26 protein-coding genes are annotated in these 22,862 nt (G+C 68.6%); 19 read left to right on the top strand and 7 right to left on the bottom strand.

Annotation, left to right across the window (positions count from 1 at the left end):
• Positions 1-331: 331 nt before the first annotated feature.
• Positions 332-1,291: an L-malyl-CoA/beta-methylmalyl-CoA lyase gene (locus LHP98_RS14970; RefSeq protein ID WP_227253352.1), complete on the bottom strand. Its 960-nt coding sequence runs from the start codon at positions 1,289-1,291 to the stop codon at positions 332-334.
• Between the two features lie 143 nt (positions 1,292-1,434).
• Between LHP98_RS14970 and dgcA the strand changes: the two genes are divergently transcribed.
• From dgcA to LHP98_RS14950, 4 genes are read left to right on the top strand one after another with little or no spacing between them, the layout of a single operon-like run.
• Entirely contained in the window at positions 1,435-2,397 is a 963-nt protein-coding gene (dgcA, locus tag LHP98_RS14965; RefSeq protein WP_227253568.1) for an N-acetyl-D-Glu racemase DgcA, read from the top strand.
• Between the two features lie 3 nt (positions 2,398-2,400).
• On the top strand, positions 2,401-3,261 hold the full coding sequence (locus tag LHP98_RS14960) for a D-amino-acid transaminase (RefSeq protein WP_227253351.1): 861 nt from the start codon (positions 2,401-2,403) through the stop codon (positions 3,259-3,261).
• A 3-nt stretch (positions 3,262-3,264) separates the two neighbouring features.
• A complete protein-coding gene (locus LHP98_RS14955) occupies positions 3,265-3,966 on the top strand; it encodes an AzlC family ABC transporter permease (RefSeq protein WP_227253350.1) in 702 nt (233 codons plus the stop codon).
• Complete coding sequence (locus tag LHP98_RS14950) at positions 3,963-4,262, top strand: AzlD domain-containing protein (RefSeq protein ID WP_227253349.1); 300 nt, start codon at positions 3,963-3,965, stop codon at positions 4,260-4,262. Before LHP98_RS14955 ends, LHP98_RS14950 begins: the two co-directional genes overlap by 4 nt.
• Positions 4,263-4,277: 15 nt before the next feature.
• Here the strand turns inward: LHP98_RS14950 and LHP98_RS14945 are convergent, their stop codons facing one another.
• Positions 4,278-4,592: a DUF1244 domain-containing protein gene (locus LHP98_RS14945; RefSeq protein ID WP_227253348.1), complete on the bottom strand. Its 315-nt coding sequence runs from the start codon at positions 4,590-4,592 to the stop codon at positions 4,278-4,280.
• Positions 4,585-5,319: an N-formylglutamate amidohydrolase gene (locus LHP98_RS14940; RefSeq protein WP_227253347.1), complete on the bottom strand. Its 735-nt coding sequence runs from the start codon at positions 5,317-5,319 to the stop codon at positions 4,585-4,587. Before LHP98_RS14940 ends, LHP98_RS14945 begins: the two co-directional genes overlap by 8 nt.
• Before the next feature lie 189 nt (positions 5,320-5,508).
• Between LHP98_RS14940 and pyk the strand changes: the two genes are divergently transcribed.
• From pyk to rplT, 4 genes are all read left to right on the top strand, one after another.
• Positions 5,509-6,954, top strand: a complete 1,446-nt coding sequence (pyk, locus tag LHP98_RS14935; protein WP_227253346.1) for a pyruvate kinase — start codon at positions 5,509-5,511, stop codon at positions 6,952-6,954.
• Positions 6,955-6,985: 31 nt separating this feature from the next.
• Entirely contained in the window at positions 6,986-7,213 is a 228-nt protein-coding gene (locus LHP98_RS14930; protein WP_319638955.1) for a hypothetical protein, read from the top strand.
• A gap of 130 nt (positions 7,214-7,343) precedes the next feature.
• Positions 7,344-7,544 carry a 50S ribosomal protein L35 gene (rpmI, locus tag LHP98_RS14925; protein ID WP_227253345.1) on the top strand — a complete coding sequence of 67 codons (201 nt, stop codon included), beginning with the start codon at positions 7,344-7,346 and terminating at the stop codon, positions 7,542-7,544.
• Positions 7,545-7,556: 12 nt separating this feature from the next.
• Positions 7,557-7,922 (top strand): 50S ribosomal protein L20, encoded by a 366-nt coding sequence (gene rplT, locus LHP98_RS14920; RefSeq protein WP_227253344.1) that lies wholly within the window; start codon positions 7,557-7,559, stop codon positions 7,920-7,922.
• Positions 7,923-7,974: 52 nt separating this feature from the next.
• Here rplT and LHP98_RS19500 read toward each other — a convergent pair whose 3' ends face one another.
• Entirely contained in the window at positions 7,975-8,505 is a 531-nt protein-coding gene (locus tag LHP98_RS19500; protein WP_264473804.1) for a TetR/AcrR family transcriptional regulator, read from the bottom strand.
• A 107-nt stretch (positions 8,506-8,612) separates the two neighbouring features.
• On the opposite strand from LHP98_RS19500, the gene LHP98_RS14910 reads away from it, so the two are divergent.
• The 3 genes from LHP98_RS14910 to pheS all read left to right on the top strand — a co-directional run bounded on the left by LHP98_RS14910 (position 8,613) and on the right by pheS (position 10,771).
• Entirely contained in the window at positions 8,613-9,041 is a 429-nt protein-coding gene (locus LHP98_RS14910; protein ID WP_227253343.1) for a VOC family protein, read from the top strand.
• 60 nt (positions 9,042-9,101) lie between these two features.
• On the top strand, positions 9,102-9,584 hold the full coding sequence (gene dps / locus LHP98_RS14905) for a DNA starvation/stationary phase protection protein Dps (RefSeq protein WP_227253342.1): 483 nt from the start codon (positions 9,102-9,104) through the stop codon (positions 9,582-9,584).
• 107 nt (positions 9,585-9,691) lie between these two features.
• Positions 9,692-10,771, top strand: coding sequence for a phenylalanine--tRNA ligase subunit alpha (pheS, locus tag LHP98_RS14900; protein WP_227253341.1), 1,080 nt, complete (start codon positions 9,692-9,694; stop codon positions 10,769-10,771).
• Positions 10,772-10,837: 66 nt separating this feature from the next.
• On the opposite strand, the gene LHP98_RS14895 is transcribed toward pheS, so the two are convergent.
• The 3 genes from LHP98_RS14895 to LHP98_RS14885 form a co-directional block, all read right to left on the bottom strand.
• Entirely contained in the window at positions 10,838-11,983 is a 1,146-nt protein-coding gene (locus tag LHP98_RS14895; RefSeq protein WP_227253340.1) for an NAD(P)/FAD-dependent oxidoreductase, read from the bottom strand.
• A complete protein-coding gene (locus tag LHP98_RS14890; RefSeq protein WP_227253339.1) occupies positions 11,976-13,289 on the bottom strand; it encodes a mechanosensitive ion channel family protein in 1,314 nt (437 codons plus the stop codon). The genes LHP98_RS14895 and LHP98_RS14890 overlap by 8 nt, the downstream gene beginning before the upstream one ends.
• Positions 13,290-13,389: 100 nt before the next feature.
• Complete coding sequence (locus LHP98_RS14885) at positions 13,390-14,001, bottom strand: enoyl-CoA hydratase/isomerase family protein (RefSeq protein ID WP_227253338.1); 612 nt, start codon at positions 13,999-14,001, stop codon at positions 13,390-13,392.
• Between the two features lie 95 nt (positions 14,002-14,096).
• Here LHP98_RS14885 and LHP98_RS14880 point away from each other — a divergent pair, with 95 nt between their 5' ends.
• From LHP98_RS14880 to LHP98_RS14845, 8 genes are all read left to right on the top strand, one after another.
• Positions 14,097-15,632, top strand: a complete 1,536-nt coding sequence (locus LHP98_RS14880; protein ID WP_227253337.1) for a DUF2125 domain-containing protein — start codon at positions 14,097-14,099, stop codon at positions 15,630-15,632.
• A gap of 140 nt (positions 15,633-15,772) precedes the next feature.
• On the top strand, positions 15,773-17,119 hold the full coding sequence (locus tag LHP98_RS14875; protein ID WP_227253336.1) for a TldD/PmbA family protein: 1,347 nt from the start codon (positions 15,773-15,775) through the stop codon (positions 17,117-17,119).
• Positions 17,106-17,900 (top strand): 3'(2'),5'-bisphosphate nucleotidase CysQ, encoded by a 795-nt coding sequence (locus tag LHP98_RS14870; protein WP_227253335.1) that lies wholly within the window; start codon positions 17,106-17,108, stop codon positions 17,898-17,900. The genes LHP98_RS14875 and LHP98_RS14870 overlap by 14 nt, the downstream gene beginning before the upstream one ends.
• A gap of 60 nt (positions 17,901-17,960) precedes the next feature.
• On the top strand, positions 17,961-18,629 hold the full coding sequence (locus tag LHP98_RS14865) for an HAD family hydrolase (protein WP_227253334.1): 669 nt from the start codon (positions 17,961-17,963) through the stop codon (positions 18,627-18,629).
• Positions 18,626-19,591, top strand: coding sequence for a sugar-binding transcriptional regulator (locus LHP98_RS14860; RefSeq protein ID WP_227253333.1), 966 nt, complete (start codon positions 18,626-18,628; stop codon positions 19,589-19,591). The genes LHP98_RS14865 and LHP98_RS14860 overlap by 4 nt, the downstream gene beginning before the upstream one ends.
• A 134-nt stretch (positions 19,592-19,725) precedes the next feature.
• Positions 19,726-21,036: an ABC transporter substrate-binding protein gene (locus tag LHP98_RS14855; RefSeq protein WP_227253332.1), complete on the top strand. Its 1,311-nt coding sequence runs from the start codon at positions 19,726-19,728 to the stop codon at positions 21,034-21,036.
• 108 nt (positions 21,037-21,144) lie between these two features.
• Positions 21,145-22,017, top strand: a complete 873-nt coding sequence (locus LHP98_RS14850) for a carbohydrate ABC transporter permease (RefSeq protein WP_227253331.1) — start codon at positions 21,145-21,147, stop codon at positions 22,015-22,017.
• 10 nt (positions 22,018-22,027) lie between these two features.
• Positions 22,028-22,858, top strand: a complete 831-nt coding sequence (locus LHP98_RS14845) for a carbohydrate ABC transporter permease (RefSeq protein ID WP_227253330.1) — start codon at positions 22,028-22,030, stop codon at positions 22,856-22,858.
• Positions 22,859-22,862 lie beyond the last annotated feature (4 nt).

Below are 22,862 nucleotides of genomic sequence, written 5' to 3'. Positions count from 1 at the left end.
TGGCGCAGGGGGGCAGCGTCCCGCGGGGCCGGGCCGGCAGTCAGGTGTTTCGCAGGGCGCTGGGATCATGCCGTCGTTCCGGGAACCGCACCGAAGGATGCGGCCTTCGCGCCCGGGATGCAACCAGCCCGACTCGGGCCGCACCGCGCCCCCTTGGAAACGGCAACGCCCCGCGGCCTGGGCCACGGGGCGCGCACCTCCTCCCGATTTGCCGCGTGGGGCCTCCTCTCCCCATGGTCGCGGCGCGGGTGTGTTTGCCGAACGCCCGCCTTGCAGGCTTCCTTGCGTCAAGGCTGCGCAAACTTGCGGCAACCTGTCAACGATTCCCGTTTCAGACCCCGGCGATGATCTCGGCCTGCCGGACGATCACCTCGGCCTGCCGCATCGACGCGATGTCGATCAGCCGGCCCTTGTAGGTGGCCGCGCCCTGGCCGGCGGCCTTTGCGGCCTCCATCGCCGCCAGGATTTCCTTCGCCTCGGTCACCGCCTTTTCCGACGGCGTGAAGACCTCGTTCGCCAGGGCCACCTGCTTGGGATGGATCGCCCACTTGCCCACCATGCCCAGCGTGGCCGACCGCCGCGCCTGCGCCCGGAAGCCCTCGTCGTCGCTGAAATCGCCGAACGGCCCGTCCACCGGCAGCACGCCATGGGTCCGGCAGGCCGAGACGATGGCCGCCTGCGCCCAGTGCCAGGGGTCGGCCCAGTATTTTTGCCCCTCGCGGTGCATGTAATAGTTTTCCTGCGTGCCGCCGATGCCGGTGGTCTGCATCCCCATGCTGGCCGCGAAATCGGCCGCCCCCAGGCTCATCGCCTGCATCCGCGGACTGCTGGCCGCAATCTCCTCGACATGGGCGATCCCCGCCGCCGTCTCGATGATGACCTCGAAGGAAATCGGCTTCACCCGCCCCTTGGCGCGTTCCACCGCCGTGACCAGCGCGTCCACAGCATAGACATCGGCCGCGCAGCCGGCCTTGGGAATCATGATCTGGTCGATGCGATCGCCGGCCTGCTCCAGCACCTCGACCACGTCCTGATACCAATAGGGCGTGTCCAGCCCGTTGATCCGCACCGACAGGGTCTTCTTGCCCCAGTCGATGTCATTGATCGCCTGGATGATATTGCGGCGCGCCTGCGGCTTGTCGGCCGGGGTGACCGAATCCTCAAGGTCCAGGTTCACCACATCGGCCTCACTGGTCGCCATCTTCTCGAACAGTTCGGGCCGCGAGCCGGGGCCGAACAGCTGGCAACGGTTGGGGCGGGCCGGGGCGGCAGGCTGGATGCGGAAGCTCATCGGGTTTCCTTCGGGCAATCAAGTTACGCGGATGATTGCGCCCGCGATATATTCTTGCGCGGCTGCCTTCAAGCCTGAATTCGCACCTGCAGCATCGCAGCGCGGGCCTTGCGCGCTGCCCGTGAAGCCCCGACAACTTGACCATGATCACCGTCACGCCCCAGACCTTCCCCCTCAACCGCCCCTTCACCATCAGCCGCGGCTCCAAGACCGAGGCGCGGGTGCTGACCGCGCGCGTCACCCGCGGCGGCGTCACCGGGTGGGGCGAATGCGTCCCCTACGCCCGCTACGGCGAAAGCCCGGAGAGCGTGGCGGCGCAGATCGAAGGCCTGCCGCCCGGCATCAGCCGCGAAGCCCTGCAATCGGCGCTGCCGCCCGGCGCCGCCCGCAACGCGGTGGACTGCGCGCTGTGGGATCTGCAGGCGAAACAGACCGGCACCCCGGTCTGGCGCCTCGCCGGCCTGCCCCAGCCGCAGCCGGTGGAGATTGCCTTCACCCTGTCGCTGGACACGCCCGAGAAGATGCGCGCCGCCGCAGCCGCCAACGCCCACCGGGCGCTGTTGAAGATCAAGCTCGGCACCCCCGACGACATGCCCCGGCTTGAGGCCGTCCGCCAGGGCGCACCCGGCGTGCGGCTGATCGTCGACGCCAACGAAGGCTGGACGCCCGAGGTCTACACCGACCTCGCCCCGCACCTGATCCGCCTCGGTGTCGAGATGGTGGAACAACCCCTCCCCCAAGGCGTCGACGAGATGCTGGCCGAAATCGCCCGCCCCTTGCCGGTCTGCGCCGATGAATCCGCCCATGACGCGGCCTCGCTGGCGGGCCTTGTCGGCCGCTACGACGTGGTGAACCTGAAACTCGACAAGACCGGCGGCCTGACCGAAGCCCTGCGCGCCCGCGACGCCGCCCGTGCCCTTGGCTTCCGCGTCATGGTCGGCTGCATGATCTCGACCAGCCTGTCGATGGCCCCGGCCATTCTGGTCGCACAGGGCGCCGACTGGTCCGACCTTGACGGCCCGACCGATCTGAAGGAAGACCGCGCCCACCCGGTCACCTACGACGACCGCTGCATTCACCCGGCCTCGCCCGCCCTCTGGGGATGATCCATGACCCGCACCGTCTATCTGAACGGCGACTACCTGCCTGAAACCGAGGCCAAGGTCTCGGTCTTCGACCGCGGCTTCCTGATGGCCGACGGGGTCTACGAGGTGACATCGGTCCTCGGCGGCAAGCTGATCGACTTCGCCGGCCATTGCGCCCGCCTGCAGCGCAGCCTGGACGAACTGGCGATGACCAACCCCCACACGCCCGACGAATGGCTGGCCATCCACCGCGAACTTGTCGCCCGCAACGGCATCGACGAGGGCATGGTCTACCTGCAGGTCACCCGCGGCAACCCCGGCGACCGCGACTTTGCCTTCCCGCCCGCGGGCACGCCGCCCACCGTGGTGCTGTTCACCCAGGCCAAGGCCGGGCTTGCCGACAATCCAGTGGCGAAAACCGGCTGGAAGGTGATCTCGATCCCCGACATCCGCTGGGGCCGCCGCGACATCAAGACCGTGCAGCTTCTCTACCCCTCGATGGGCAAGATGATGGCCAAGGCGGCCGGCGTCGATGACGCCTGGCTGGTGGAAGACGGCTGCGTGACCGAGGGCACCTCGAACAACGCCTATATCGTCAAGGGCAACCGGATCATCACCCGGGCGCTGTCGAACGACATCCTGCACGGCATCACCCGCGCCGCCGTCCTGCGGTTCGCCCGCGAGGCGCAGATGGAAGTGGAAGAACGCAACTTCACCGTCGATGAGGCGAAACAGGCGGATGAGGCCTTCATCACCTCGGCCAGCGCCTTCGTCATGCCGGTGGTCGAGATCGACGGCGCGGCCATCGGCACCGGCACGCCCGGCAACGTCGCCACCCGCCTGCGCGAGATCTACCTGGACGAGATGCGCAAGGCCGCCGTCTAAGGGGTGCGCGCTCCGTTCACCTGGGCCGGCTTCCGCCGCGGCTTCCGCGTCGGGCTGGCGCTGGGCACCGCGATCTTCATCTACGGCGTGGCCTTCGGGCTGGTCGCCGCGCAGGCGGGCCTTGGCTGGGGCTGGGCGCTGGCGATCAGCGGTACGGTGTTCTCCGGCTCGGCGCAGCTGGCGGCGATGTCGCTGATCCCGGCGGGTGAGGCCACGCTTTGGACGCTGGCCGCCACCGTGCTGGTGATCAACGCCCGCTACCTGCTGTTCGGGGCGACCATCCAGCCTTGGCTGTCGAAGGCCGGCCCAATGCGCGCCTATGCCAGCCTGCTGCTGATCGGCGATGCCAACTGGATCGCCACCATGCGCGCCGCCGAGAAGGGCGAGGAGGACCGCGCCTACCTTGCCGGAACCGGCGTGCCGCTGAACGCCGCCTGGCTGGCGGGCACGCTGGTCGGCGTGCTGTTCGGCGGCATCCTGCCCGACCCCAGGGCGCTGGGGGCCGACCTGATGCTGCCCTGCTTTGCCGCCGCGATGATGGCCGCCATGGTGCGGTCACGCGCGGCGTTGGTGCCGGTCGCGGTCGGCGCCGCGGCGGCCCTGCTGGTGACCCGGCTGGCCGGCAACGGCTGGGGCATCATCGCCGCGGGCCTGGCCGGCGCCGCCGTCGCCGCGCTGACCGCCCGGCCGGGGGTGCTGAGATGACCCCGCCGCTTTGGCAGATGCTGCTGGTGATGGCCGCCGCCAGCCTGTTCTGCCGCCTTGCGGGCTACGTGGCGATGCGCTTCCTGCCGCCGTCGAACCGGCTTGACGCGGCGCTGAAGGCGACGCCTCTGGCGGTGATGGCCGGCATCACCGCCCAGGCCCTGGCCGCCGGCGGGCTGACCGAGGCGCTGGCGCTGGCCGCCGCCATCGGCCTGACCGTCGTCACCCGCAGCGATGTGGGCGCCGCCGTTGCCGGCGTGGGCGTGGCCGCGTCGCTGCGGGCGCTTGGCCTGTAACGCCAGCCCGTGGCGTCACTCGCGCGGGCCGACGTTTTCCCGATAGGCCACCTCGAAGGCCGCCTTCTGCTCATCCGTCGCCGGGGTCTGGTGCTGCGCCACCCAGTCCGCGTACGGCATGCCATAGACGATCTCGCGCGCCTCGTCCTTGCCCAGCTTGATCCCGCGTGCCGCCGCAGCCTCCTGATACCAGCGCGACAGGCAGTTGCGGCAGAACCCGCCCAGGTTCATCAGGTCGATGTTCTGCACATCCGGCCGCTTGATCATCAGGTGATGCATCAGTTCCCGGAAGGCGGCGGCCTCCAGTTCAGTGCGGGTGGCGTCATCCATCGGCATCCTCCAGCGCGGCGATCAGAATCGGGGCCAGCCGGGCCGCCCAGGTCTCTTGCCCCTCGGCCGACACGATCAGGTCGTTCCTGAGCTCGATCAAGGTATTCATCCGGCCCGTTGCAAGGGCGTGCCGGTCGATCGCATCGCCGGGCAGGTGGCCCGAATAGGGTTCGTTGTCGCCGACACACAGGTCCGGCTCGGCCGCAAGCCGGGCGATCAGCGGCCGCGACAGCCGCTCGTCCAGGTGGGAATACAGCACTCCCACCTGCCAGGGACGCGGCGGCCGGCCAGCCAGGCAGCGGGTAAAGCTGTGAATGGCCAGGATCACCGTGTCCGGCCGCCGCACCGCCAGCCGGGCATAGGCGGCGTGATAGGGGCGGTACAGCCGCGCCAGCCGCTCCTCGATCTCGGCCGGCGTGATCCGCCGGTTCGCCGGAACGATGGTCCCGTCATACAGCCGCATCACCAGCGTCGGGTCGTCCTCTCCCCGGTTCGGGTCGATCACCAGGCGCGAGAAATCGGACCGGATCACCGGGCTGTCCAGCAGCCGGCCCAGCGCCCGCGCCACCCCCGCGGCGCCCGGGTCCCAGGCAATGTGGCGCGCCATGTCCGCCGCCGGCAGGCCCAGATCACCCCCGGCCACCCAAGGAGGCACCCGGTTCGAGGCGTGGTCGCAGGTCACCAGCCAGCGCCCCGGCCTGCCTTCGCCCTCGATCCCGAACGCCACCGCCACCCCCCCTTCGCACCCCCGCCAACCGCAGTTAGGCCAAGCCTGCGGCCCCGTAAAGTGCGCTTTGCCACGGTAAAACCAAAGAGTTGCCAGCCTCAGGCAAAACCGCGTTGCGGGCTGCGGTGCTTTGCGCCATAAGGCGCCTCGGCCCACCATGAACACGAAATGCAAGCAGGAGGATGGCAGATGCGCCGCCACCGCAACGTGAAGATCGTGGCCACGCTCGGGCCCGCTTCCAGCGACTACAAGATGATCCGCGCCCTGTTCGAGGCCGGTGCCGACGTGTTCCGTCTGAACATGAGCCATGGCACCCATGACGAACAGCGCGCGCGCCACGCCATCATCCGCCAGGTCGAACAGGACACCGGCCGCCCGATCGGCGTCTTGGCCGACCTGCAGGGGCCGAAGCTGCGCGTCGGCACTTTCGCAGGTGGGGCGCATGATCTTGAGGATGGCGACAGCTTCCGCCTGGACCTAGATCCGACGCCCGGCAACGGCGACCGCGTGCAACTTCCGCACCCCGAAATCTTCGCGGCCCTGGAACCCGGATCCACACTGCTGGTGAACGACGGCAAGATCCGCCTGATCGTCAAGACCTGCGGCCCCGACTTCGCCAATTGCACCGTGGTGGTGGGCGGAACGATCTCGAACCGCAAGGGCGTGAACGTGCCCGATGTGGTGCTGCCGCTGGCCGCGCTGTCGGAAAAGGACCGCAAGGACCTGGAGTTCGCCTGCGAACTGGGCGTGGACTGGCTGGCGCTCAGCTTCGTGCAGCGCCCCGAAGACGTGATCGAGGCCCGCGCCCTGGCCAAGGGCCGCGCCGCCATCCTGTCCAAGATCGAGAAACCGGCGGCGGTCAAGGCCTTCGACGCCATCCTCGCGGTCTCGGACGGCATCATGGTCGCACGCGGCGATCTGGGGGTGGAACTGCCGGTGCATTCGGTGCCGCCGATCCAGAAGCAGCTGGTGCGCAGCGCCCGCGCCGCTGCCAAGCCGGTGATCGTGGCCACCCAGATGCTGGAAAGCATGATCGAGAACCCGATGCCCACCCGGGCCGAGGTCTCGGACGTGGCGACCGCCATCTACGAGGGCGCCGATGCGGTGATGCTTTCGGCCGAAAGCGCCGCCGGCAAGTTCCCGGTCGAAGCGGTTCGGACGATGGACAATGTCGCCATGTCGGTCGAGAAGGACCCGACCTATCGCTCGATCATCGCCGCCAGCCGCGTGGTGCGGCGCGAGACGGTGGCAGACGGCATCGTCTCGGCCGCGCGCGAAATCGCCGAGGCCACCAACATCAAGGCCATCGCCTGCTTTACCCAGACCGGCACCACCGTCGGCCTGGTCGCCCGCGAACGCCCGCAGGTGCCGATCATCGCGCTGACGCCGCTGGTTCAGACGGCGCGGCGCATCGCGCTGACCTGGGGCGCGCATTGCGTGATCGTGCCGGAACAGCAACGCTTCAAGGGCGCCGTCCTGTCGGCCGTGCATGCCGCGCTGACCGACGGATTCGCGCATGAGCAGGATTTCATCGTCGTCACCGCCGGGGTGCCGTTCAACGTTCAAGGCACAACGAACATCCTGCGCGTGGCGCCTTGCGACGAACGGTTGATTTCGAAAGTCGACCCCGGCTAAGCTTACGTGCAGCATCGGCACTCAGCGAGGCATGATGGATACCGACCTGCTCCTGACCATCGGCATCCTGCTGGTGGTGTTGACGATTCCCTCGCTGCTGTCGGCCTGGACCGAGGGTCGGGCGCCCCGGGTGGGGTCGATCCTGCTGATCGCCGGCGGCGGGCTGATCGTCGCGGCGCTGACGCATAAGCCCGGCGGCTATACCTTCGCCGACATTCCCACGGCCATGATGTCGGTAATCGGTCGCTACGTGAACTGACCCCCGCGATTGCCCCCCGATTGCCTCTTGCGCCCTGCCGGCTTGCCGCCTATAGGGGCGGCTTCGGAAAGAACCGCGCGGCCGGCGGATGTGGCATGCCGAGTCGCGCGCGAAGCAACTGGAGTTGGAAATGCCCAAGATGAAGACGAAATCCGCTGCGAAAAAGCGGTTCTCCTTTACCGCCAGCGGGCGGGTAAAGGCCGGTGTGGCCGGCAAGCGCCACGGCATGATCAAGCGTACGACGAAGTTCACGCGCCAGTCGACGGGGACCATGATCCTCAGCGACAGCGACGAAAGCATCGTCAAGAAGTACATGCCCTACAACCGGTAAGGAGAGCGAAACATGTCCCGCGTCAAATCCGGCAAGGTCACCCATGCCCGTCACCGCAAGGTGATCAAGCAGGCCGCAGGCTATTACGCCGCCCGGTCCACGAACTTCCGCACCGCCACCCAGGCGGTCGACAAGGCCAACCAGTACGCGACCCGCGACCGCAAGGTGAAGAAGCGCAACTTCCGCGCGCTCTGGATCCAGCGGATCAACGCCGCCGTCCGTCTGTTCGACCCGGCCTTCACCTACTCGCGTCTGATCGACGGCCTGTCCAAGGCCGGGATCGAGGTTGACCGCAAGGTCCTGGCCGATCTGGCCGTGCATGAGCCCGAGGCCTTCAACGTGATCGCCGACAAGGCCCGCGCCGCCCTGGCCGCCTGATCCGTTCAGGCCACCGCTTTCGGAAGACCCCGCCCCCCTTGGGCGGGGTTTTTCATTGCGCGACGCAGCGGCGCACCAGCCGCTCCAGCGCCTTGGCCCAGGGCCCGGGGTCCGCGCCTGCTGCAATTGCCAGCGCCGCCCGGTCATGCGCCGCCGACAGAAGCTGCGCCGTTTCATCCACCGGCCCGTTCAGCCCCGCCGCCCGCAGCCCCTGAACCAGCGTGCGCCCGCCGGCTTCGGCGTCGATCGCGGCCAGCCGCACCGGCCCCAGCACCGCCGGCGCCTCGACCAGCAGCAGCCGCGCCCGCCCCGGCCAGGCCATCGCCGCCAGGAACGCCCGCCCGCCCGCAACCAGCGCCTCGACCGGATCGGCGCCCTGGTCTTCTGCGGCCTCGATGGCCTGGGCCACCGCCTGCGCCTCGGCCCGGATCACCGCCTCGAACAGCGCCGCCTTGTCGGCGAAGTGGTGATACAGCGCCCCGCGCGTGACCCCGGCCGCCGCCACGATTTCGGGCGTGCCTGTCGCGGCATAGCCCTTTGCGGTGAACAACTGTCGCCCGGTCGCCAGCAGCAAAGCGCGCATCCGGTCTGACCGATCCTTGTTCGGCACCCGCGTCGCTTGTTGCATACATGCACCCTGTATGTTATTTACATGCATAGTGTATGCGAATCCGAGGGAAAGGGAAAGCCATGCAGACCACCAGCGTCTATCCCGTGCTGTCCAGCGCCGACGTCGCCGCCGCAGCCGCCCTCTTCACCACCCACTTCGGCTTTGTCCGCCTGTTCACGGCCGACTGGTACGTCCACCTGCAATCGGCCCATGACCCCGCAGTGAACCTGGCCATTCTGGCCGCAGGGCACCCGACCATTCCCGCCGCCGCCCGTTCGGCCACCGCCACCGGCGTTCTGCTGAACTTCGAGGTCGAGGATGTCGATGCCGAATGGCACCGCCTGCGCACCGCCGGCCTGCCCATCCTGTTGCCCTTGCGAGACGAGCCCTTTGGCCAGCGCCATTTCATCCTGCAAGGCCCCGACGGCGTGCTGATCGACATCATCCGCCCGATCCCCGCCGACGCCGCCTTTGCCGCGCAATATGCCCCAGAGGCCCGGCCCGCATGACGGCGTGGAACCGGATGGCACCCCCGCCGTTGTGTCTGCGCACATAGCAAGGAGCTCGCGATGCCCGCCCAGACCGCCACCCGCATCGACATCGGCCGCCCCAACCGCCAGCGCGTCGAAGTGCTGCTGAACGCTCTTGTCGCCGATCTGGCCGACATGGCCGCGCGCACCAAGCACGCGCACTGGAACGTCACCGGCCCGCATTTCATCGCCCTGCACACGCATTTCGACAGCTTGCACGCCGTGCTGATCACCCACATCGACGCCCTGGCCGAGCGCACCGCCGCCCTGGGCGGCTTTGTCCGTGGCCGCCTCTCCGATGCCGCCGGCGCGACCCGCCTGAAAGAGTTTCCCGAAGCCACCCGTGACGGCATGGCCGTGGTCAAGGCGCTTGCCGAAGCCCTGGCCCAGGTCTCGAACGCCGCCCGCGACGGCATCGAGACGGCGGAAGAGGAAAACGACATGGTCACCGCCGACCTGCTGACCGGGGTCTCGGCCGACCTCGACAAGCAGCTTTACTTCCTTGAGGCGCACCTGCGCTGACCGCCCCAGACCTTGCCCCGGCCCTTGCCCCAGACCTTGCCCCGGCCCTTGCATCGCGGCCTGTCTCCCGCTAACCCCGTCGCGGCCAGACCAAGGGGCTTTGCGCGATGGACCTGACTGAAATCCGTGGCAAATACATCGGGGCCGTTGCCGGCGCCGCCGACGAGGCGGCGCTGGAAGAGGTGCGCGTCGCTGCCCTGGGCAAGAAGGGCGAGATCAGCGCCCTGATGGCCACCCTGGGCCGCATGGACCCAGACGTCCGCAAGGCCGCCGGCGCCAGCCTCAACGCCCTGAAGGACGAGATCGACGCCGCGCTGCGCGCGAAGAAATCCGCCCTCGGCGACGCCGCCCTTGACGAACGCCTGCGGGCCGAATGGCTCGACGTCACCCTTCCCGGCCGCCCCCGCCGCGTCGGCACCATCCACCCGGTCAGCCAGGTGATGGACGAGTTGACCGCGATCTTCGCCGACATGGGCTTTTCGGTCGCCGAAGGGCCGCAGGTCGAATCCGACTGGTTCAACTTCGACGCCCTGAACATCCCGCCCGAGCATCCCGCCCGGCAAGAGCACGACACCTTCTTCATGGCCCGTGCGACGGGCGACAACCGCCCGCCCCACGTGCTGCGCACCCACACCAGCCCGGTGCAGATCCGCGCCCTGCAGGCCCAGGGCGCGCCGATCCGCGTCATCGCCCCCGGCCGCGTCTACCGGATGGACATGGACCAGACCCACACGCCGATGTTCCACCAGGTCGAAGGCCTGGCCATCGACCGCGACATCAGCATGGCCAACCTCAAGTGGACGCTGGAAGAATTCTGCCGCGCCTTCTTCGAGGTCGACCGCGTCGAACTCCGCTTCCGCGCCAGCCACTTCCCCTTCACCGAACCCTCAGCCGAGGTCGACATCCGCTATTCCAACGTCGGCGGCCAGCTCCGCATCGGCGAGGGCGACAAGTGGATGGAGATCCTCGGCTCCGGCATGGTCCACCCCAAGGTCCTGGCGGCCGCCGGCGTGGACCCGACCCAGTGGCAGGGCTTCGCCTTCGGCATGGGCATCGACCGCATCGCGATGCTGAAATACGGCATCCCCGACCTCCGCGCCTTCTTCGAATCCGACCTGCGCTGGCTCCGCCACTACGGCTTCAGCGCGCTCGACATGCCCGACCTGCCCGGCGGCCTCAGCCGTTGATGGGCCCTGCTTTCATCTGTCCCTAAATATCCTGCGGGGGTGCGGGGGTGCAAAACCCCCGCCGCGCTATCCGACCCGCGCCGCCGCCCGCCCCGCCCAGCGCCCGGTGGCCCAACTGGCGGTCAAAAGATACCCCCCCGTCGGCGCCTCCCAGTCCAGCATCTCGCCGCAGGCGAAGACCCCCGGCAGGGCGCGCAGTTCCAGCCCCTCGGTCAGGCTGGCGCGGGTGATCCCGCCCGCGACCGAAATCGCCTCGTCCAGCGACCGCGGACCGGCGTGGCGGACGGGCAGGTGTTTCACCACCGCCAGCGGCTGCCCGCGCCCCCATTCCATCACCAGCGCCGAAGCCACCGGCGACAGCCCCAGCTTGCGCAGCCGGTTCGTGGCACTTTCGCCGGGCTTCATCCGGGCCAGCCGCGCCGCCACCTCGGCCTCGGGCACGTCCGGCATCAGGTCCAGCTCCAGCGCCGCCCCTTCGCGCACCGCGCGGCTGACGGCATAGATGCCACCGCCCTCCAGCCCCTTCGCCGAGACCACGAATTCGCCGCGTGACGTCACCTCGCCGGCCCGCAGGCAGGCCCCCTTGACCGCCGCCCCGAAGTGCCGCGCCATCTGCGGCGACCAGATCACCTTGAGCCCCATGTTCGCCGGCTTCCACGGCGCGATCTCCACGCCCCGCTCACGCAGCCAGGGCACCCAGGCCCCGTCCGACCCCAGCCGGGACCAGCTGGCCCCGCCCAGCGCCAGCACCACCACGCGCGGCGTCAGCACCCGCTCGCCCTCCGGCGTCTCGAACCGCCAGCCTTCGCCGGCAAACCCCGCCCAACGCCAGCGCATGCGGAATTCCACCCCCGCCCCGTCCAGCCGCCGCAGCCAGCCCCGCAGCAGGGGCGAGGCCTTCATCGCCTTCGGAAACACCCGCCCCGAGGACCCTGTGAACACCTCCTGCCCCAGCCCGCGGCACCAGTCGCGCACCTCGACAGGCCCGAATTCGGCCAGCATCGGCGCCAGCCAGCCCGCATCATAGCGGGCGATGAAACCCTCCAGCGCCTCGTCGCGGGTCACGTTCAGCCCGGATTTCCCCGCCATCAGGAACTTGCGCGCGGGCGAGGCCTTGGCCTCGGCCACCACCACCCTGCGGCCGGCCCGCGACAGCTCCTCGGCCGCCATCAGCCCGGCCGGCCCGGCGCCGATGACCAGGGCGTCAGACACCGGTTCCCCCCCTCAACTCGACCACCCGGTGCGGATAGGGCATCTCGATCCCCGCTTCCTTGAGCGCGTTCCAGATCGCGAACAGCACCGGGCTGCCGTACTTGTTCTTGCCGTCGTCGATGCCGTTCACCCAGTATTCCACCGCGAAATCCACGCTCGACTCGCCGAACCCCTTCAACTCGCAGTCCGGCCCGTCGGGGGCCTTCAGCACAAAGGGCAGTGCCGCCACCGCGCGCTCGATGATCTCGGGCACAAGGTTGATGTCGGTCTCATAGCTGACCGAGAACGCCGCCTCGTAGCGGTTGGCGCTGCCCTGGTCGGAGTAATTCACCACCCGCGTGGTGACGAAATGCTCGTTCGGCACCACGATCCACTTGCCGTCGAAGGTCTCCAGAACGCAGGCGCGGGCGGTCATCTTCACGATGGTGCCCTTCTCGCCGCCGTCCAGTTCGACGTAGTCGCCCACCGTGGTCTGGCCCTCGACCAGAAGGATGATGCCGGAAACGAAATTCGCCGCGATCTGCTGCAGGCCGAGGCCGATGCCCACGCCCAGCGCGCCGCCCAGCACCGCCACCGCGGTCAGGTCGATGCCCATGATGCTCATCAGCAGCAGGAAGGCGGCGCCGAAGATCGCCACCTCGGCCGCCTTCATCGCCAGTTCCCGCATCGCCGGGCGCAGCGCCGGCTGGGCCTTGATGAAGTCGGCCGACTGCCGGTTCGACCAGGCGCCCAGCCAGAACAGCAGCGACCCGGCGATGGCGCCACGAATCAGCGTCAGAACCGAGAACCGGATGTTGCCCAGATTGACCTGCGTCGCATCCAGCCGGGCGGTGATGTCGTCCAGCACCCCCATCGCATACAGCGCCGCCACTGGGATCAGCACATAGCGGCCCAAGATGCGCAGGAACCCGTCCGCCAGCACCTCGCGCACCAGGATGCGCGCGGCGATGAACAGGAACACCCGCTTGCCGAAGGCGATCACCTCTCCGCTGTCAAAGGCGGCCCGGGTGACCCCCTCGCCCGCCGCGGTCAGGCCATAGGCGAACAGCGGCAGCAACAGCGGCAGGAACCGCAGCGCCAGCCGGCGCAGTTGCGCGATCCGGCCCTCGTCGTCGTCCTTCGGCGTGCCAAGACGGCGCAGCACCGGCGCGATCTTCCGTTCCAGAAGCTTGGCCGCCAAGAAGGCCACGACCAGCAGCGCGAACTGAGACCAGGCCGCCGGCGAGGTCAGCCAGCCCAGCGCCACCGCCCAGGCCTGCTCCAGCCACTGCATCACCCGGCCTGCGAAATCCGGCGCGTCGCCCATGCCTGGCTCCTTGCGGTCTGGCCCAACTGCTTCTTCCTGTGCCAAGGAATGCGGCCGCAGACAAGATGACCGAACCGCCCACCTTTCCGGAAGGGGCGCCTCAGATCATCCGTTTGATCGCCGCGACATGCGCCGCCGTGGCTGCCAGCGCATCGGCACACAGGTCCCTTGCGGCCTGCATCAGCCCCTCGGGCATCACGATCCGGTCGATCAGGCCCCAGGCCAGCGCCTCATCCGCGCCGATCTTGCCGCCCGCCATCAGGATCATCTTCGCGCGCGCACTCCCCACCAGGGCCGCCAGCCGCCCCGGGTCCGACGGCTGCGGCCGGTAGCCCAGCTTCATCACCGGATAGAAGAAATTCGCCCCCGGCACCGCGATGCGGCAATCGCAGGCCAGCGCGATGCCGAAGGCGCCGCCCGCCAGCGTGCCGTTCAGCGCCGCCACCGTCAGCCCCGGGAAGGCCGCCACCGCGCCCGAGGCGCGTTCCCACACCGGATCGGTCGCCAGCCCGGCGCGGGCCGCCTCAAGGTCGGCCCCAGCCGAGAACACCCGACCCTCGCCGGTCAGCACCAGCGCCTGCGCGCCCGCCGCTGCCGCCCCTTCCGCCGCCTCGGCCACCGCCGCCAGCATCGCGCCCGTCAGCGCATTTGCCTTGTCCGGCCGCGCCAGCCGCACCACCCGCAGCCGATCCTCGTCGCGCACCTCGATCATTCCCGCCTCCGCATCGCGCTTTGCGCCCCAATAGCGCGGCACACGGTCCCCCACCAGCCTGCAACCCCTTGACGCAGCCCCTTCCGCGGGAAACCATGCGCCAACATTTCACCCATGAGGCTTTCGTCATGAAACACTGGCAGCTTTCCGGCTCGACCGCGCTCGCCCTCCTGCTTTCGTCCTCCGCCGCTCTGGCCGTCACCCCCGAAGAGGTCTGGACCAACTGGCAGGCCGTCCTCTCCGGCTCGGGCGCGCTGACGGGCGGCGCCACCACCCGCAACGGCGACACGCTGGAAGCGACCGGCGTGACCTGGACGCTGACGAATTCCGACGATGCCTCGACCGTCTCGACCGTCTTCGACAAGATCACCTTCCGCGACCTGGGCGACGGCACGGTCGAGATCACGCTGCCGACCAGCTATCCCTTCACCCTGACCGGCGGCGAGTCCGACGATCCGGCGTCCTTCAACGTCACCACCCCCACCGACGGCCTCAGGATGATCGCCTCGGGCACGGCCGAGGCGACCAGCTACGACTTCTCGGCCGATACCTACGGGCTGACGGCGGATGGCTTCAAGAAGAGCTCGGGCGAAGCGATCGACCTGACCATCAAGGCCGCAATGACCGGCGTTGCCGGCAAATACGCCGTGACCCCCGGCGCCGGCATCACCGGCATCGACAGCTCGGGCAAGGCCGCATCGACCACCATCGACGTGGTCGCCAAGGAACCCGCGACCGACACCGAAGCCACCTTCGCCATTACCGTGGGTGAAACCTCGGGCACCACCAAGGGCACCTTCGTCGGCCAGGAAATGATGGCCAACATGTCCCAGGCGCTGAAGGCCGGCTTCATGGTCGACAGCACCTCGAACATCGGCCCGGTCACCGTCAAGGGCAACGTGGTCGAAGGCGGCAAGACCACCACCATCGACGCCACGCTTGGCGGGTTGACCAGCAAGGTCGCCATCGACAGCGCGCGGGTCGACTACGGCTTTGCGATTACCGGCTTTGACGGCACCGTCACCGGCCCCGACATGCCGCTGCCCGAGGTTTCAAGCGCCTTTGGCGAGCTGGCCTTCGGCGTCATGTTGCCGGTCGCCATGACAGACACGCCGCAGGATTTCACCATGCTGTTCAAGCTGGCCGACCTGACCGCGGCCGACGGCCTCTGGGCCATGTTCGACCCGGGCAGCCAGCTCAAGCGCGACCCGGCGACGCTGATCCTTGATCTCAAGGGCAAGGGGCGCTGGACCGCCGACATCATGGACCCGGCGGTGCAGGACCAGGCCGCACCGCCGCTGGAGCTGGCCTCGCTCGACCTGCCGCAGCTTCTGCTCAAGGCCTTGGGCGGCGAGATCGCGGCCACCGGCGCGCTGACCTTCGACAACTCCGACCTGATGACCTACGGCGGCCTTCCGGCGCCGACCGGCAAGATCACCGCCAACCTCAAGGGCATCAATGCGCTGATCGACACCGCCGTGTCGATGGGGCTGATCCCGGAAGAAGAGGTGATGGGCGTCCGCATGGGTCTGGCGATGTTCGCCAAGCCCGGCGCCGGGCCGGACGAGCTGGTGTCCGAGGTCGAGTTCAAGGACAAGCACCTGTTCGTCAACGGCCAGCAGCTGCAATGATCCGCTGAACAGACCGGGGCGGGGCGCTGTCGCCGGCGCCCCGCCTGTGCTTTCTTCCTGACGGGCCGTCGCCTTGCGGCCCGGCGCCGGGCAGACTACCTGACACCCAACCCGCGCCGTCGCGAAGGAGCCTGCCGCCGATGCCCACCCCCGCCCTGCCGGACCTTGCCGCCGCGCTTCTGGACGCCGCCCGCAAGGCCGGGGCCGAATCGGCCGATGCCCTGGCCGTCACCGACGCCGCGCTGAACATCGACTACCGTCAGGGCCGGCTGGAACAGGCCGAGCGTTCGGAAGGCACCGAGGTCGGCCTGCGCGTGCTGATCGGCGGGCGGCAGGCCTGCGTCTCGGCTTCGGACATCGCGCCGGCCACCCTCGCCGCCCTGGCGGAACGCGCCGTCGCCATGGCGCGCGAGGCGCCGCAAGATCCGTCCGCCGGCCTGGCCGACCCCGACCAGACCGCCCGCGGCTGGGACCTGGCCGCCCTCGACCTTTGTGATCCGGCGCCCGACCCTTTGCCCGCAGCGCTGGAACAGGCCGCCCGCGCTCTGGACGGCGCGGCGATGGCGGCCGGCGGCGTGGCCCAGGCCGAGGCCACTGCCGCCTTTTCGCGCCGCGAGGTGTTCCTGGCGCAGTCGAACGGCTTTGCCGGCGGCCATGCCCGCACCAGCCATTCCCGCAGTGTCACCGCCTTCTGTGGCTCTGGCACGGGGATGGAACGTGACTGGGCCGGCGAGACCCGCACCCACGGCGCCGACCTGCCCGACCTTGAGGCGATGGGTCGCCTGGCCGCCGAACGGGCGCACGCCCGCCTTGGCGCCGTCAAGCCGCCGACCGGCCGCTTTCCGGTGGTCTATGACGAACGGGTCGCTTCCAGCCTGATCGGCCACCTGCTGTCGGCGATCAATGGCAGCGCCATTGCCCGAGGCGCCAGCTGGGCGCGCGGGCTGATGGGGCAACAGGTTCTGCCCGCCGGCCTGTGGCTGACCGAGGACCCGCTGCGTCCGCGCAGCGGCGCCTCGCGCCCGTTCGACGCCGAGGGCCTGCCGACGCGGGCCAAGGCGCTGGTGCAGGACGGCGTGCTGCAAACCTGGGTGCTGGACCTTGCCACCGCCCGCCGGCTGGGCCTGCAATCCACCGCGAATGCCAGCCGCGGCCCCACCGCGCCGCCCTCGCCCTCGACCACCAATGTCGATCTGACCCAGGGCGCCCAGTCGCGCGACGACCTCTTGGCCGCGATGGGCACAGGCCTGCTGATCTGCGGCATGATCGGCCAGACCATCAACCCCACCACCGGCGACTATTCCCGCGGCGCCTCGGGGTTCTGGGTCGAGAACGGCCGCATCTCGCATCCGGTGAACGAATGCACCGTGGCCGGCAACCTCCGCGACATGCTCTTGCGCATCGTGCCGGCGAACGACGCGCGGTCGCACCTGACGCTGCGGGTGCCCTCGATCCTGATTGACGGGATGACCCTTGCCGGCGCCTGACACCACGCCCGAGGCCGACCTGGCACTTCTGGCCGAAGCTGCGGCCGAGGCGGGCCGCGTGGCGATGTCGTTCTGGCAGCGCAACCCCAAGGCCTGGGACAAGGGCGGAGACCACGGCCCGGTGTCCGAGGCCGACCTGGCGGTGGACGCCATCCTCAAGGAATGGCTGTGCAACGCCCGGCCCGGCTATGGCTGGCTGTCCGAGGAAACCCCTGACGACCTCGCCCGGCTGGCCTGCGATCAGGTCTTCGTCGTCGATCCGATCGACGGCACCCGCGCCTTCCTGGCCGGCGAAGACGGCTTCGCCGTTTCGCTGGCCGTGGCAAGCGCTGGCGCGGTGACCGCGGCCTTGGTGCATCTGCCGGCGCGCGGCCTGACCTATGCCGCGATCACCGGCGGCCCGGCCAGCCGCAACGGCGCGCCGGTTGCGGTCAGCCAACGCACCGACCTGACCGGCGCCGACGTGCTGGCCACCCGTGCCGCGATGGCGCCCGAGCATTGGCCCGGCGGCGTGCCTGACCTCAAGCGCAGCTTCCGCACCTCGCTGGCCTGGCGGCTGTGCCGCGTGGCCGAGGGGCGGCATGACGCGATGTTCACCTTCCGCGAGGCCTGGGAATGGGACATCGCCGCCGGCAGCCTGATCGCCGAACGTGCCGGCTGCCGGGTGACCGACCGCTCCGGTGCCCCGCTTCGCTTCAACGCGCCGCATCCCCGTGCGCCCGGCGTGATCGCCGCGCCGCCGGCGCTGCATGGCGCGATCCTGAACCAGCTGCGCGCCTGATGGTCTGTCCATTCCCGGGACAGTCTGATTAGCTGCCGCGCAAGCTGCGCCGAGGGAAACGTGCTGGATCTGGTCATCTTCGATTGCGACGGAGTGCTGATCGACAGCGAGATCATATCCGCCACCATGCTGGTCGAGGCGCTGGCCGACCTGGGCGTACGGATCGACCTGCCCTATGTGGCCCGGCATTTCCTGGGCCGCAGCTACCCCACCGTGATGGCCACCATCCGGCAAGACTTTGGCCTGGACCTGCCGACCGCCTTTGAAGCCGACTACCGCACCCGCCTGCTGGCCGCCTTCGAGCGCGAGTTGCGGATCATGCCGCAGGTAAAGGGAGTGCTGGACCGGCTGCGGGTGCCGTTCTGCGTCGCCACCTCCTCCAGCCCGAAGCGGGCCGAGATGTCGCTGCGGCTTGTGGGCCTGGGCGATCTGGTCGGGCCTCGGTTGTTCACCGCCTCGATGGTGGCGAACGGCAAGCCCGCGCCAGACCTGTTCCTGCATGCGGCCCGCGTCTGTGGCGCCGACGCGGCACGGACACTGGTGATCGAGGACAGCCTGACCGGCCTGCGCGCGGGCCTTGCGGCAGGGATGCAGGTCTGGCGTTTTACCGGCGGCAGCCACCTGCGCGGAACCGACGCGCAAGAGACCGAGGACGCCCGCCCGCACCGCCGGTTTGATTCCTTTGCCGATTTCTTCCAGATTGACCCAACCATGACGGGACCCCCATGAGCAGCCGCCCCGATCCCGAACCCAGCTTGCAGGACGAAGCCGCCCGGGCCGGCTGGCTGTACTACGTCGGCGGCCTGACGCAGGACCAGATCGCCCAGGATCTGGGGGTCAGCCGCCAGCGTGCGCAGCGCCTGGTGTCTCGCGCCATGGCGGAAGGGCTGATCCATGTCCGGCTGAACCACCGCATCGGCGCCTGCCTTGATCTTGAACATGCGCTGACCGCCCGGTTCGGGCTGCAACGATGTCGGGTGTCGCCCGGCCTGGGGCCTGGCGGCGACGGCGTGCGCAGCATCGCCCCCACCGCCGCGGCCGAGTTCGAGCGCTTCCTGAGGATGGACAGGCCGCTGGTGCTGGCTCTGGGCACCGGCCGGGCGATGCGCGGCATGGTGGACGCACTGACCGATGGCATCGTGGCCGAGCATCATCGCCTGGTCTCGCTGATCGGCAACATTGCTCCGGACGGTTCGGCCAGCTTCTTCGACGTGGTGATGCGGCTGGCCGACAAGGTGCACGCGCCGCATTACCCGATGCCGGTGCCGGTGATCAGCACGACGCCGGAAGAGAACGATGCATTTCACGCCCTGCCGCCGGTGAAGAAGGTGGTCGAACTGGCACAGCGGGCGGATGTGATCTTTGTCGGCATCGGCCAGATGTCCGAAGACGCGCCACTGTTGAAGGACGGCTTCGTTTCCCGCGCCGAACTTGATGAGATGCAGGCCGCCGGCGCGGCGGGCGAGGTGGCCGGCTGGGTCTTCGACCGCGCCGGACGCTACCTTGACCTCGGCACCAACCGCCGCACCGGCGGCGTGCGGGTGGACCCTGGCCTTGACCGTCCGGCCATCGGCATCGCAGCGGGCGAGACCAAGGCGCCCGCCATCGTCGGGGCCCTGACCTCACGCATTGTCAACGGTCTGGTGACAGACGAGCCCACTGCGCGCGCCGTTCTGGCGCTGGCCGGCTGAGTTCTGCCCAACAAACGCACCCGTCTGCACGGATTTGTAACGGAGCGTGAAGAACACGCTTGACGATTCGGCATTTGGGTGAGCATTTTTTCGGTAGGCGATGAAATGCTCAATCGCTGCCAAGGGAGGAAACCATGACTGTATCGCTGCGCGCGCTAATGGGCGCGACGGCTTTGCTTGCGCTGTCCGGCGCTGCGATGGCCGAAACCACCATCACCGTCGCCACCGTGAACAATGGCGACATGATCCGCATGCAGGGTCTGATGGACGACTTCTATGCCAAGAACCCCGACATCAAGGTCGAATGGGTGACGCTTGAGGAAAACGTCCTGCGCCAGAACGTCACCACCGACATCGCCACCGGCGGCGGCCAGTATGACGTGCTGACCATCGGCACCTACGAGGTTCCGATCTGGGGCAAGCAGGGCTGGCTGGTCAGCCTCAACGACCTGCCCGCCGAATACGACGTGGATGACCTCTTGCCCGCCATCCGTGGCGGCCTGACGGTTGACGGAAACCTGATGGCCTCGCCGTTCTATGGCGAAAGCTCGATGGTGATGTATCGCACCGACCTGATGGAAGCCGCCGGCCTGACCATGCCCGACGCGCCGACCTGGGCCGACATCGAGACCGCCGCCAAGGCGATGACCAACACCGAGACCGGCGTCTACGGCGTCTGCCTGCGTGGCAAGGCCGGCTGGGGCGAGAACATGGCCTTCCTGACGGCCATGTCCAACTCGTTCGGCGCGCGCTGGTTCGACGAGGCCTGGATGCCGCAGTTCGACCAGCCGGAATGGAAGGCGACACTCGACTTCTATCTGAACCTGATGAACAATTACGGCCCGCCCGGCGCCAGCAACAACGGCTTCAACGAAAACCTGACGCTGTTCCAACAAGGCAAGTGCGGCATGTGGATCGACGCCACCGTGGCCGCCAGCTTCGTCACCGGCAAGGACAGCACCGTGGCCGACAAGGTGGGCTTCGCCCTGGCCCCCGACAACGGGTTGGGCAAGCGTGGCAACTGGCTCTGGGCCTGGTCGCTGGCGATTCCGGCATCCAGCCAGAAGCAGGATGCCGCCAAGGCCTTCATCAACTGGGCCACGAACAAGGACTATCTGGCGCTGGTCGCCAGCAAGGAAGGCTGGGCCAACGTGCCGCCGGGAACGCGCTCCTCGCTCTACGCCAATGAGGAATACGCCAAGGTCCCGTTCGCCAAGATGACACTGGATTCGATCAACTCGGCCGATCCGAACGCGCCGACTGTCAAGCCGGTGCCCTATGTCGGCGTGCAGTTCGTGGCGATCCCGGAATTCCAGGGTCTCGGCACCACCGTGGGTGAAATCTTCTCGGCAGCACTTGCGGGCCAGAAGACCGCCGATGAGGCGCTGGCCGAAGCCCAGACCGCCGTCACCGACGAGATGAAGGCCTCGGGCTACATCCAGTAGGCAAACGCGCCGGGCCGGTTCCGGCCGGCCCAAGGCGTCCTCCCGGCTTGCGGGTCCTTTGCGGCCCGCAAGCTCGGCCCGGCCCCCTGGCCTTTGGAGACCCGAGCCATGTCCACGCATTCCACCCGTCTGGCCGCGCGCCTGATGGTTGCCCCATCGGTCATCCTGCTGTTTGTCTGGATGATCGTTCCGCTGGCGATGACTCTGTATTACTCGTTCCGGTTCTATCGGCTGCTCACGCCGGACCGGACCCGCTGGACCAGCTTCGACAACTACACCTGGTTCCTGAATTCGCCCGACTTCTGGCTGGCGATCTTCAACACCCTCGCCCTGGTCGGCGGCGTGCTGGTGATCACGGTGGTCCTGGGCACGCTGATTGCCCTTCTCATCGACCAGCCTGTCAAGGGGCAGGGCGTGCTGCGCATCCTGGTCATCGCGCCCTTCTTCGTGATGCCGCCCGTCGCCGCCTCGATCTGGGAAAACCTGTTCATGCACCCGCAGAACGGGCTGTTCGCTGCCTTCGCCCGCGGCTTCGGCGCGCAACCGATCCTGTTCCTTGAGAATTACCCGATGCTGTCGGTCATCGGCATCGTCTCCTGGGAATGGCTGCCCTTCGCCACGCTCATCCTTCTCACCGCGCTGCAATCGCTGTCGTCGGAACAGCTTGAGGCGGCCGAAATGGACGGCGCCGGTGCCGTCTCGCGCTTTCGCCATATCATCCTGCCGCACCTGACCCGGGCGATCACCGTGGTCATCCTGATCCAGACCATCTTCCTCTTGGGCATCTTCGGCGAGATCTTCACCACCACCCAGGGCGGGCCTGGGTCTGCGTCCACCACGCTGCCCTACATGATCTTCAAGCAGGCCATCGCCGCCAAGGACATCGGCCGCGCCGCCGCCGGCGGGATCATCGCGGTGATCCTGGCCAACATCGTCGCCTACTTCCTGATGCGCGGCATCGGCAAGAACCTGGACGCGTGAGGAGACACCGATGGCCCGCGCCTCATCCCCCCGCCGAATGATCCTGACCACCCTCGCCGCCTGGGGCGTGGCGCTGCTGATCTTCTTCCCCGTGCTGTGGATGATCCTGACCAGCTTCAAGACCGAAGCCTCGGCCGTGGCCAACCCGCCAGAGCTGCTGTCGGCCAGCTGGACGCTGGAGAACTATGCCGAGGTCTGGGCGCGCTCGGACTATCCGCGGTTCTTCTGGAACTCGGTCGTCATCTCGATCGGCTCCACCCTTCTGGGCCTGGCCGTCGCCATTCCTGCCGCCTGGGCCATGGCCTTCGTGCCCGGCAAGCGCACCAAGGACCTGCTGATGTGGATGCTCTCGACCAAGATGATGCCCGCCGTGGCGGTGATGATCCCGATCTACCTCTTGTTCCAGCGGCTGGGCCTGTTCGACACCAAGACCGGCCTGATCCTGGCGCTGATGCTGATGAACCTGCCGATCATCACCTGGATGCTCTACACCTACTTCAAGGAAATCCCCGGCGAAATCCTTGAAGCCGCGCGGATGGACGGGGCCGGCCTGCGGTCGGAAATCCTGTATGTGCTGACGCCGATGGCGCTGCCCGGCATCGCGTCGACGCTGCTGCTGAACGTCATCCTGGCCTGGAACGAGGCATTCTGGACCATCACCCTGACCACCACCAAGGCAGCACCCCTGTCGGCCTTCATCGCCAGCTTTTCCGCACCGCAGGGCCTGTTCTACGCGAAACTTTCGGCGGCCTCGACCATGGCCATCGCGCCGATCCTGATCCTGGGCTGGTTCAGCCAGAAACAACTGGTCCGCGGCCTGACCTTCGGCGCGGTGAAGTGAGGAA

The sequence above is a fragment of the Rhodobacter sp. Har01 genome (assembly GCF_020564565.1).
Classification (GTDB): Bacteria; Pseudomonadota; Alphaproteobacteria; order Rhodobacterales; family Rhodobacteraceae; genus Pseudogemmobacter.
The sequence above is the reverse complement of the archived record's forward strand: the minus strand, read 5'-3'. Positions and strand labels throughout refer to the sequence as shown.